The organism is Pseudomonas sp. AL03, from assembly GCF_029960815.1.
GTDB lineage: Bacteria > Pseudomonadota > Gammaproteobacteria > Pseudomonadales > Pseudomonadaceae > Aquipseudomonas.
On record NZ_JASBRE010000026.1, the window covers coordinates 62,229 to 72,748 of the forward strand.

Consider the following 10,520-nt stretch of genomic DNA (forward strand, 5'->3'; position numbering starts at 1 on the left):
AGCTCGACAGTGATCGACACATTCAACCGAACCGGACCCCTCATGGAAGCTGCAAGTTACCCCGCCTGGGCTCAGCGCCTGATCCAGGATTGCAGCGAGAGCAAACGCCGGGTTGTCGAACACGAACTGTATCAGCGTCTGCGTGACAACAAACTCAGCGCCAAGACCATGCGCCAGTACCTGATTGGTGGCTGGCCAGTGGTCGACCAGTTCGCGTTGTATATGGCACAGAACCTGACCAAGACCCGTTTTGCCCGCCACCCGGGCGAAGACATGGCGCGTCGCTGGCTGATGCGCAACATTCGCGTCGAATTGAACCATGCCGATTACTGGGTGCACTGGAGTCGTGCACACGGTGTCAGTCTGGAAGATCTGCAAGCGCAACAGGTTGCCCCTGAGCTTCACGCTTTGAGCCACTGGTGTTGGCACACCAGTTCGGCAGATTCGTTGATCGTTGCCATTGCCGCCACCAACTACGCCATCGAAGGTGCGACCGGGGAGTGGTCGGCGCTGGTCTGTTCCAGTGGCGTCTACGCGGCATCGTTCCCGGAGGAAGATCGCAAGCGGGCCATGAAGTGGTTGAAGATGCATGCCCAGTACGACGATGCCCATCCCTGGGAAGCACTGGAAATCATCTGCACGCTGGCGGGCATGAACCCAAGCAAATCCCTGCAAGTGGAATTGCGTCAGGCAGTCTGCAAGAGCTACGACTACATGTTCCTGTTCCTGGAGCGTTGCATGCAGCTTGAGCATGCGGAAAAGGTCCCGGTCGCGCGTGAGCGTAGGGCGCTGGCCGAAAGCTGATCCGTTATCACTGTATTGAAAAAGCCCGCACCCCTGTCCGTATCGACAGGGGGCGGGCTTTTTAGTGACACCTGCAAATGACTAGGCGCTGACCTTCAGGCCAACCAGCCCGGCTATGATCAGCGCCACACTGGCCAGCCGGAACAGCGCCATGGATTCGCCAAAGAGAATGATCCCGGCGATCACTGTCCCGACTGCACCCACACCCGTCCAGATCGCATAGGCCGTGCCCAGCGGCAATTCCTTCATGGCAAGACCCAGCAAGCCAAGGCTGATGGCCATGGCGGCCACGGTCAAGGCGGTGGGGAGAGGGCGGCTGAAACCATCGGTGTATTTCAGGCCGACGGCCCAGCCAACTTCGAACAGGCCGGCGAAGAACAGAATGATCCAGGACATGAGAGACCTCCATCGATTGACGGGGTCGTCCCCAGATTAATGACTCGATCGAGCCGCCAGGTCGTCCTCGCGTTGCACAATAGAGTGCCCATCATTAACCCAGGGATCAAGTTTTCGGATCAGTCGACAGCCTGCTGGGCCTGTTTCCCGATCCACGACGGCGAAAATCAGTACCCAGTAAGTCCGCTATCGCGAGCAAGCTCTCTCCCACAGTAGAGATCACAAGGCTTTAGATCCCTTGCGGAGTCTCTTCGCCGCCCAGCGCTTCAACCAGCGCCGGCAGGTAGTCGCCGAAGGTCAGCATCATCAGGGTGAAGCTGGCATCCAGTTGGCCGAGGGCTTCTTCGCCACCGTCCTGTTCCGCCTGGTCTTGCAGCAGGTCTTCGAACTTCAGGCGCTTGACCACCATTTTGTCGTCAAGTACGAAAGACAGCTTGTCTTGCCAGGCCAGCGACAGCTGAGTGACCACTTTGCCGGTGCTCAGGTGCAACTGGATTTCTTCGCTGGTCAGGTCCTGACGCTTGCAACGCACGATGCCGCCGTCTTCGTGGGTGTCGCGCAGCTCGCACTCGTCCAGCACGAAGAAGTCGTCCGCAGCTTTCTGGGTGGTGACCCATTCGGTCATGGTCGCGGTAGGGGACATCTTCACGGTCAGCGGACGCACCGGCAGCGAGCCGATCACTTCACGCAGGGTGGACAGCAAGTCCTCGGCACGTTTCGGGCTGGCCGAATTGACCAGGATCAGGCCCTGTTTCGGCGCGATGGCGGCGAAAGTCGACGAACGACGAATAAAGGCGCGCGGCAGGAAGGCCTGGATGATTTCATCCTTGATCTGATCGCGTTCCTTTTTGTAGACCTTGCGCATTTGTTCCGCTTCGATCTCTTCGACCTTTTCCTTCACGGCGTCACGCACGACGCTGCCCGGCAGAATGCGTTCTTCTTTGCGCGCGGCGATCAGCAGGAAGTCGCCGCTGATGTGCACCAGCGGAGCATCTTCGCCCTTGCCGAACGGCGCGACGAAACCGTAGGTGGTCAACTCCTGGCTTGCACAGGGACGCGCCAGTTTGGTGGCCAGTGCAGTTTCCAACGCCTCGGCATCAAAAGGCAGATCTTGGGTCAGGCGATAGATAAGCAGGTTTTTGAACCACATGGGGCGAGTCTCTCCTTTATGCAAAGGGGGGCATTATTCTCTTCGCCGCGCCATAGGCCAACCCTTCTCTAAGCCTTTGGAAGGCCTGAAAAATTATTTTAGAAAGTGCTTGCCAGAGGTGAAGTCGCTCCGTAGAATGCGCGCCACACCGAAAGTGAAGGGTGATTAGCTCAGCTGGGAGAGCGTCTGCCTTACAAGCAGAATGTCGGCGGTTCGATCCCGTCATCACCCACCACTACTTTCAATGTTACGCGCAGCGGTAGTTCAGTCGGTTAGAATACCGGCCTGTCACGCCGGGGGTCGCGGGTTCGAGTCCCGTCCGCTGCGCCATATTCGGTAATCTGGAACGCTGAACGCCAGGTCACCACGGAAAAGCCCGCTAACGCGGGTTTTTTTCTGTCCGTAGTTCCTGCCGGGTGTATCGCTTTACGGGTTTTCAGATTTTTTTGATAAATTTATTAATTAAATCAACATGTTATGAAAATCTGTGGCACAATGCGCCCCGCAACGAAGGTAAAGGGTGATTAGCTCAGCTGGGAGAGCGTCTGCCTTACAAGCAGAATGTCGGCGGTTCGATCCCGTCATCACCCACCACTACTTTCAATGTTACGCGCAGCGGTAGTTCAGTCGGTTAGAATACCGGCCTGTCACGCCGGGGGTCGCGGGTTCGAGTCCCGTCCGCTGCGCCATATTAGGTAATCTGGAGCGCTGAACGCCAGGTCACCACAGAAAGCCCGCTTAATGCGGGCTTTTTGCTGTCTGGGGTTTGGCTTCTGCCGGGGCACCACTGAGAAAGCGACCTTCGTTCGGGTCGCTTTTTTCGTTCTGCCTTCTTATTGTTCGGCGTTGCGGCTGTGGCGGTAATCGCTAACGGCTTCATACACGGCTTTGCGCAACCGGTTGATGCCGCCAATGGGGCGATGAGCCTCAAGGCTAAACCAAGGGTTGAACGACTGGTTGTCGCATTGCACGTTCAGCGCAGGCGTATCGAAGTCTTGGGCGGGTACTTTGATCCGCGCCACGGTCTCGAACAGCGCATCGCTTTCTTGCCACTCTATGCTCGTGTCTTCGATCGGCATGTACTTGGCCGGGTCCTGGCGTTGTATCTGCAGGACGAAACAGGCCGGCATCCGGTCGGCCGACAGTTGTTGGTTCAGCGCATTGCGCAGGAAGTTCGGTAACTTCTGGTTTTGCGCGGGTAGGGTGTAGGTCGGGCAGCTTGCCGGATCGGGCATGACGCGGAACTTGGCATTGGCTTCGCCGAATTTGTAGGGCGAAACCGAAAAGTAAGTCGTCTGGGTCGGACTTTCCGGGGCGGGAGACAGTGTTGCCAGCGCGATAAACAGGTGGCGAACCTGCCAGGTCCGCGGGTCCCAACCCGGGAAGAACGCCATCAGCTTCTTGCCGTCAGCCTGTGCGGCTACATTCTGACGGTACTCGGCGACATCGCTGACGAAGAAGTTTGGATGACTGAACATCACAAAGTCCTGCTCACCGCGACGCTGTTGGTCGTCCAGCAGTTGCTTGCCCGGCACATCGAGCAATTTGATCGCCATGCCCCGAGCATCGCGGATGCTGTCGAACTGCGGGTAAGCATTACCGTTGGATAAGCGCATCGTCGCCTGCCAGGTTTTCCCGGGTTCGCTGAACACACCCCGGCGCAAGTCACCCGCCAGCTCCGGCAGCACCTGAACCTCGGCCTTCACGCAGCCATGAGCCTTGGCATGAGCATCGCGCAGGTAGCGAGTGCTTTCACGGTGCTGGTCGACGATGCGTACGGCCGTCTGGATGATGTCCTGAGTCATTGCCGCTTCGCCGGCCGGGATCAGCTCTTCAGCCGATACCGAGCCGCTGTGCTGCCAGGCGAACCACGCCGTGGACAGCGCCCAGGCAAACAATCCAAGACCCAGCAACCAAAGCAGCGTCTTGCCGAGAAAGGCGCCAAGGCGCAACCAGAGAATGCTCATGGCAATTGTGACTCCAATGGTCCGCCCAACACTTTCAGATATTCCAGCAACGCCCAGCGCTCCTGGGGTTGCAGCAAGCGGCCGATAACGCCGTTGCCCCGCTTGCCTGCGCGGAACTCGTGACCGCTGTTGTGATTGCCGGTGATGCGGGTGTCGAACACGAAGCCGTTGGTAAAGGCTTCGGTGCGATAACCCAAATGCCTCGGGTCGTACTCGAAAGTGCCTTTGTAGAAGGTGGTTGCGCGTTCATCCTGGGGCGAGAGCAGTTGATAAATGCTTGGCACCGAACCGTTGTGCAGAAACGGCGCAGTCGCCTACACACCCGCCAGCGGCCGGGCCTTGTAGGCACGTAATTCGCGCACGCCAATCGGCAGGCCGAAGCCATCCATCTCCGGTCGCTCGGCTGGGGTAATGTTGGCTTCGCGATACGCGCGATTTTCGACAAATGCGGTGACGTACGCCAGACCTTTGGCCACTGAAAGCTTGCTCAGGTCCAGTGGTTCGGTGGGCTTTGGTTGGACATCCAGTTGCGCCAGCTCTGCCGGGTCCCACTGCAAGGCGGTCAGATCGAAACGGTGGTCGGCAATATTGTTGGCGGCCCCCGGGTCTGTGCCAATGACCTCCACCGGGAGCATTTTCAGGTGCTGCACGGATCGCCCGTCGCTTTGCGTCACGCGCGGTACATGGCAGCCTGCGCAGTTTTCTGTAAACAGCGCGCGCCCTTTGGCGGCCAAGGGTTTGTCGACCGCGCCCAGCAGTTCTTCCGGCCAGGCTGGCGGCTTGAGTCGCTGCAGGGTTTCTTCGATCAGGTGTAAATCGCGCACCCGGACGCTGGATGGATAACGGTTGTCGCCCTTGAGTGGCTGCCCATTGCTGTCGAAGAAGTTCAGCGTGGCGCCAACACCCAACGCCTCGCCGATGTTGCGGGCCATCGGCTGCTGCGCCGAACCGTTCCACTGCACCCAGTCGAAGGTCCACATGTCCCATAACTGCGGATAGTCGACCGGAGCGTTGGCCACCCGATAGTTGGCGGGGGAGATTGCATCGCCGAAACTGGCGTTGGCAATGCGCCCGAAAGCGTCGGTGCGGCCGGGGCCTTCTGCGGTCGGGTAGAGCCCGCGATGGGTGTCGTTCCAGGCCACCTTCAAGAAGGTGTCGAGAGAGATTTTGAAGTCTTTGCGCAGCTGTTGATGCTGGGCATCGTAGTCCTGGTCCAGCACGTTGCGTGCGAAACGTTCGAATTTCCACGGGTTGTAGTAAGTCGACGTCAGACTGGCCACTAGCGCTTGCCCGAAACTGCCGCCGCGCAACGTAGGAACGCTGGATGGCAGAACGTGCTGCGCCGAACCGCCATCGATACGCACGGCCTGACCGTTAAAACGCAGTTCGCCGGTGTGGCAGGCAGCGCAGGTGATGTCCAGAAACTCGTCCTGGCTTCCAGGGTTCTGATGACGGGCAAAACCCACGGGCAGATTGCCGGGGTTGTTCGGCGTGGGTTTCTGGCCGGGATCGACCAGGAAACCGAAGCGGGCGAGGTATTCGGGAGCGGCGAATCGCTGTTGTGAAAACGGCAGTTCGAGCGCTTTGAACCAGTCATAGCGCAAGCCTTTGACCTGGGTGCCCTGGGGAGTGAAATAGTAGGTCTGGCGATCCGCGGCGCTCCATTGCTCCAGGTAATGCACTTGTTGCGCGGGTGACCAGGCCGGCAGTTTCGGGTTGGCAACGTAGTACAGAACCACGGCCAGGCCCAGCCCGAGCAGCACTGCGAGCACAACCAGCAAACGGAAGAAGAGGCGCAAGTTAAACATCCTTGTCGGTTTATAACTCCCTTATGCCTCAACACCAGAGGTGCGGCAAGTGGCCATTACGCCAGATGCTGTGGTATCCGATTCCAGTTTCTATGAGCGCAAGATGACAGAGGCTTCATCATCCCATTCCCGAAATGCGTTAAAACACCTGAACTTATCGGAAGTTTCCTGCTCTCATGCCGGTAGCCATTGGTCGTGGCCGCCTGATAAGCTCGCGGCTTTATTCGATTGCCCTTTAGGCGCATGAACAAGGAAATAGCATGAAACAGCATCGGTTGGCGGCGGCGGTGGCCCTGGTTAGCCTGGTACTTGCGGGTTGTGATTCGCAGACCAGCGTAGAGCTGAAAACCCCGGCGCAAAAAGCTTCCTACGGGATTGGCCTGAACATGGGCAAGAGCCTGGCTCAGGAAGGCATGGATGACCTGGACTCCAAAGCCGTAGCACAAGGCATCGAAGATGCCGTCGGCAAGAAAGAACAGAAGCTGAAGGATGACGAACTGGTCGAAGCCTTCGCAGCACTGCAAAAGCGTGCTGAAGAGCGTATGGCCAAAATGAGCGAAGAGTCGGCAGCCGTCGGCAAGAAATTCCTCGAAGACAACGCCAAGAAAGCCGGTGTAACCACCACCGCTTCGGGCTTGCAGTATGAAGTGGTGAAGAAAGCTGAAGGCGCACAGCCTAAGCCGGCCGACGTAGTGACTGTTCACTACACCGGCACCCTGACCAACGGCACCGTTTTCGACAGCTCCGTCGAGCGTGGCAGCCCGATCGACCTGCCGGTCAGCGGTGTGATTCCGGGTTGGGTCGAAGGCCTGCAACTGATGCACGTTGGCGAGAAGTACAAACTGTACATCCCTAGCGAACTGGCTTACGGCGCCCAAAGCCCAAGCCCGGCGATTCCAGCCAATTCAGTGCTGGTATTCGACCTGGAACTGCTGGCGATCAAGGATCCAGCAAAACAAGACGCCACTGCCAAGTAACCGGCGTCTGCTCTACAAACAACGCCTCGCTTATGCGGGGCGTTGTTGCATCTGGCGTTCTGCGAAGGTAAACAAAGCGAACGGATGCTGTAGGCTGGAGTCATAGCCATTGAGGACGTCTGTGCTAGCCGCGCCAGAGCGCCAAGTCAATGAAATCTTGGGTTTTTTTATGTGAGTAAAAAACGCCCGATCTGAGTTAAGCCCTTATGAAACGGGGCTTTCAGCCGTGAAAAGTAGCTCTGTTCACAAGGTTATCCACAATTTGTGTGGATAACATTTCAGTGGGAGGAATGATGAAAATGCCTTGGAGTTTCGCTCGTTTCCTGCCTCTGGCCGGACGCCTACTCGCGCGTGGACGTTTGCCGACCTTGCTCTTCGCGGTGGCCAGCAAAGGTGCCAGCCAAGGCAACCGGCTGGGCAAACTTAAGGATGATCTACGCTTGTTGCAAGCACTCTGCCTGGCTTATTGGCGCGGTGAGTATCGGGCCATCAGCCCCAAAGCCCTGATATCAGTCGTGGCAGGCCTGATGTACTTCCTCAGTCCGCTGGATGCAATTCCAGACTTTATTCCGGTGTTCGGCATGCTCGATGACATCGCGGTGCTGGCTTGGTTGATGAAAGTCCTCGACGACGAACTCAACGCCTTCCGCGCCTGGCGCAATCGTCAGCTGCCGGAGAAGCTCGCAGTGGTCGAGCGCCTGCCCGATACCCCGGAACAACTGCAGCTTCAGGGGCCGAAAAAAAACTGAGTTGATTCAGTCTCCTCCACAGATTGATGCCCCCCGCGACCTTGGCCGCTGTTAGGATTACACTTCTAGGGAAAAGTGCCGACTCGCTAAGTGTTGTTGTCCTACGGGGTAGTCATGGATATTCAGATAATTACACGCGAAGGCGAGCCCGAATATGCGGTTCTGCCGTGGGCTCAGTATCAGGCTCTACTGAAAGCAGCAGGCATCAACGAACAACCGCCGCAGGTCGCCCCAGAGCGTCACGCGGCAACACCAGACCAGATTCTTCCGGGGCTGGATCAACTACGCAGTTTGCGCGAAGGGAAGGGCATCGCCATCGAGGCGCTCGCCCGCACGGTAGGCATCAGCCCGTCTTATCTAGCCTTGATCGAAAGTGGCGAGCGTCAACCCGACGCTGCGATTCGCCGCAGCCTGGCCTGGGAATTGACGGTGCCAGGATGGAGGGATGAATCGTGAGCGTACGCATCAGTCGTCAACATTGGGACGGGTTGCTGGGTGAACTGGATCAGGCGCGCCGCCAGCGCCATCTGCTGACATACCGGGCGTTGCTCGAACGTTTGCAATTGCCCACGCCGGCCATGCAAACCCTGACCGCCGCCCTTGAGCATCTGGCCGCGCTGGACGCCAAGGCCGAGCAGCCTTTGCGCAGCTCGCTGGTGATCAGCCAGGGTGCCAGCCGCTTGCCGCGCACCGGTTTCTTTGAATGTGTCGAACGTTTGGGGCGTTTCTCCGGGCCGTCCGACGGCGTCGCTGCCGCCTCGTGGCACGCCTCGGAAGTGGTGCGCGTGTTCGAATACGAGTACCCGGAATCGGCGGAGGCCTGAGTGTTTTTAAAGCTCAAGGCGCGGACCGGTTACTGGCTGGCCCGCCGATTGTTTCACTGGTCGTGGTTCGTGCGACAGCCGCGCGGCTGGAGCTGGCTCGAAGGCCAGTTCGCCCGTATGGCCAACCTGGGTGACGTTGGCGCGCAAAGCTTCTATGGCCACATCCTGACCTTTCGCGGCGTTGGCCTTGGGGCTCGTGAGGAAGGCGTTCGATTGCTGCGCCTGGCGGCGTTGGCGGGGGATGGCAAAGCGGCGTATCAGGTGGGAGTGATCAGTTTGGCGGGGACGCCGAGCAAGGCGCCGGATCCGATTGACGCGGCTCGCTGGTGGGGCATGGCGGCGAAGGCCGGGCATCCGTTAGCGGAGATCAAGCTTAAAGAGTTGGCGTCTCGCGGATCTTCGCAGTAACCCTCATCGTTGTCTGCTAAACAAACGTGGCGTGAGGGAAACCTCCTGCCACGTTTGCGTTTCTGCCTGCTTGTCATTCGGTGATCGTTAATTAGGGATTTGCCCTACATCCATATCCTACTTCCCTGACTTCTTTCTGGATTGATCCCCCGCACAGTCTCGCGCGCCCATTTTCTGCGCGAGGGATTGCTCATGTTTGACCCGGTTTTTCACTCGACTTCATACCGTTCGGTGTGCTGATGGAGCACATCGCCCGCATCGAGCAGGAGCTCGACGGTTTTCCGGACACACTGTCCCTCTACCGCGAACAACTTAAGCGTTGGTTTAACCAAACGGCGGATAAGGCCAGCCGTGTCGCTGATTTGCCGTCGCTGATGGGTATGGAACGGCTCATAAAGCTTGGTACTACCACCACTGCGGTGAGCCGTGGCGATGAGGACTTTTTCTCGAGCGTTGCGCAGTGCCCTGCCAATCGGATTCTGCAGATCGAGAGCAAGTTTGAATCGGTCTATGACATTCCGTTGGGGAATATTCAGGTCGATGTGATTGCTGTTGAGGGTGGCGAGAGTACGCCTGTCACGCTCGATGAAAACGGTAAGGGGCAGTTCGAAGGCATTCCCGGCAAGTTCTATCGCGTTCATGTCCAGAATGAAGTCACCCCGACTCAAATCGATGATCTTTTCTCCTCTTACGACGGCCTGACCCAAGAGCTGGACGGCTGGCTGCGCAAAGAGTGGGAAGGGTTCAAACCTCAGTGGTCGCAGTCGACTTTTGCTGCGACGGGTAACGGAATGCTCGCAGGGAGCTGGGCGGCGATCGTGGGCGTGTGGGACAGCATCAGCCTGCTCTCGGACATTCTTCAGGATCCGCGCAAGTTCGTTGAGCGTTTGGGGAGTGGTGCCGAGCAACTCGCCGAGTTGGCAGAAGAATTTCCGGCAACGATGGCAAAAATCCAGCTGCTGGCTAGCGATGAAGCGGCGCTGTGTTTGCTGCTTCGTACGGCCAGTCTCTGGCTGGACATGCTGCCACCCGGCGAGATCGCCGGCAAAACCGCCGAGGCTGTGTCGACGGTAGTAGTGCAGTTGCTCATCGACATTCTAATCGGGGTTGTCCTGACTTTCGCCGGTGCAGGTGCGGGCATTGCCTATCTGGGTATGCGTCTTGCCAATTATGGCAACCGGATCGTCAACGCCGTACTGGGCCTCGTTAAAGCGATCTTCACGATCATCAACAGCTTCATGACCTACGTCGACCGCTACAAAACGGTCGCCGCGCGCGGTGTGGCGGCCGGGCTGAAACAAGGTCGGATGCAACTACGCTGGAATGGCCGCAAGAACACCACGCTGAAAAAAGAAGAACACCACGACGACGTCCCGGATCAGGCGAAAAACCCCAACGGCGACAGCGCCGATTCCGCCGATAAAACCGCCACTCACA

The 10,520-nt window shown here is 58.2% G+C and carries 9 protein-coding genes, 4 tRNA genes and 2 pseudogenes; 11 read left to right on the top strand and 4 right to left on the bottom strand.

Going from position 1 to position 10,520, the window contains the following annotated elements; translation table 11 throughout:
• Nucleotides 1–9 precede the first annotated feature (9 nt).
• The gene (locus tag QK293_RS21945; protein ID WP_282380992.1) at nt 10–804 is read left to right on the top strand and encodes an iron-containing redox enzyme family protein; all 795 of its coding nucleotides are present in this window, start codon (nt 10–12) and stop codon (nt 802–804) included.
• 81 nt (nt 805–885) lie between these two features.
• Here QK293_RS21945 and sugE read toward each other — a convergent pair whose 3' ends face one another.
• Nucleotides 886–1,200, bottom strand: coding sequence for a quaternary ammonium compound efflux SMR transporter SugE (gene sugE / locus QK293_RS21950; RefSeq protein WP_027922462.1), 315 nt, complete (start codon nt 1,198–1,200; stop codon nt 886–888).
• A 229-nt stretch (nt 1,201–1,429) separates the two neighbouring features.
• Nucleotides 1,430–2,350: a recombination-associated protein RdgC gene (gene rdgC / locus QK293_RS21955; RefSeq protein ID WP_282380997.1), complete on the bottom strand. Its 921-nt coding sequence runs from the start codon at nt 2,348–2,350 to the stop codon at nt 1,430–1,432.
• Nucleotides 2,351–2,509: 159 nt separating this feature from the next.
• Here rdgC and QK293_RS21960 point away from each other — a divergent pair.
• From QK293_RS21960 to QK293_RS21975, 4 genes are all read left to right on the top strand, one after another.
• Nucleotides 2,510–2,585 (top strand) — tRNA-Val (locus QK293_RS21960).
• 18 nt (nt 2,586–2,603) lie between these two features.
• Nucleotides 2,604–2,680, top strand: a tRNA-Asp gene (locus QK293_RS21965).
• 188 nt (nt 2,681–2,868) lie between these two features.
• Nucleotides 2,869–2,944 (top strand) — tRNA-Val (locus QK293_RS21970).
• Nucleotides 2,945–2,962: 18 nt separating this feature from the next.
• A tRNA-Asp gene (locus QK293_RS21975) sits at nt 2,963–3,039 on the top strand.
• A gap of 144 nt (nt 3,040–3,183) precedes the next feature.
• Here QK293_RS21975 and QK293_RS21980 read toward each other — a convergent pair.
• On the bottom strand, nt 3,184–4,317 hold the full coding sequence (locus QK293_RS21980) for a catalase family protein (RefSeq protein ID WP_282380999.1): 1,134 nt from the start codon (nt 4,315–4,317) through the stop codon (nt 3,184–3,186).
• Nucleotides 4,314–6,116 (bottom strand): annotated as a pseudogene (locus tag QK293_RS21985) (di-heme-cytochrome C peroxidase). Before QK293_RS21985 ends, QK293_RS21980 begins: the two are co-directional and overlap by 4 nt.
• A 269-nt stretch (nt 6,117–6,385) precedes the next feature.
• Between QK293_RS21985 and QK293_RS21990 the strand changes: the two are divergent.
• From QK293_RS21990 to QK293_RS22015, 6 genes and pseudogenes are all read left to right on the top strand, one after another.
• Nucleotides 6,386–7,102 (top strand): FKBP-type peptidyl-prolyl cis-trans isomerase, encoded by a 717-nt coding sequence (locus QK293_RS21990; RefSeq protein WP_282381001.1) that lies wholly within the window; start codon nt 6,386–6,388, stop codon nt 7,100–7,102.
• 293 nt (nt 7,103–7,395) lie between these two features.
• Nucleotides 7,396–7,851 (top strand): YkvA family protein, encoded by a 456-nt coding sequence (locus QK293_RS21995; protein ID WP_282381003.1) that lies wholly within the window; start codon nt 7,396–7,398, stop codon nt 7,849–7,851.
• Between the two features lie 114 nt (nt 7,852–7,965).
• A complete protein-coding gene (locus QK293_RS22000; protein WP_282381005.1) occupies nt 7,966–8,307 on the top strand; it encodes a helix-turn-helix transcriptional regulator in 342 nt (113 codons plus the stop codon).
• Complete coding sequence (locus tag QK293_RS22005) at nt 8,304–8,675, top strand: hypothetical protein (protein ID WP_003223109.1); 372 nt, start codon at nt 8,304–8,306, stop codon at nt 8,673–8,675. The genes QK293_RS22000 and QK293_RS22005 overlap by 4 nt, the downstream gene beginning before the upstream one ends.
• Nucleotides 8,676–9,083 carry a sel1 repeat family protein gene (locus tag QK293_RS22010; protein ID WP_282381008.1) on the top strand — a complete coding sequence of 136 codons (408 nt, stop codon included), beginning with the start codon at nt 8,676–8,678 and terminating at the stop codon, nt 9,081–9,083. It begins immediately after the preceding gene.
• A gap of 239 nt (nt 9,084–9,322) precedes the next feature.
• Nucleotides 9,323–10,520, top strand: a pseudogene (locus tag QK293_RS22015) (type IV secretion protein Rhs); the annotation flags it as partial.

Excerpts from the sequence above, each read along its gene's own strand:
- sugE (WP_027922462.1), bottom strand. The coding sequence starts at position 1,200 with ATGTCCTGGATCATTCTGTTCTTCGCCGGCCTGTTCGAAGTTGGCTGG.
- rdgC (WP_282380997.1), bottom strand. The coding sequence starts at position 2,350 with ATGTGGTTCAAAAACCTGCTTATCTATCGCCTGACCCAAGATCTGCCT.
- QK293_RS21980 (WP_282380999.1), bottom strand. The coding sequence starts at position 4,317 with ATGAGCATTCTCTGGTTGCGCCTTGGCGCCTTTCTCGGCAAGACGCTG.
- QK293_RS21990 (WP_282381001.1), top strand. The coding sequence starts at position 6,386 with ATGAAACAGCATCGGTTGGCGGCGGCGGTGGCCCTGGTTAGCCTGGTA.
- QK293_RS21995 (WP_282381003.1), top strand. The coding sequence starts at position 7,396 with ATGAAAATGCCTTGGAGTTTCGCTCGTTTCCTGCCTCTGGCCGGACGC.
- QK293_RS22000 (WP_282381005.1), top strand. The coding sequence starts at position 7,966 with ATGGATATTCAGATAATTACACGCGAAGGCGAGCCCGAATATGCGGTT.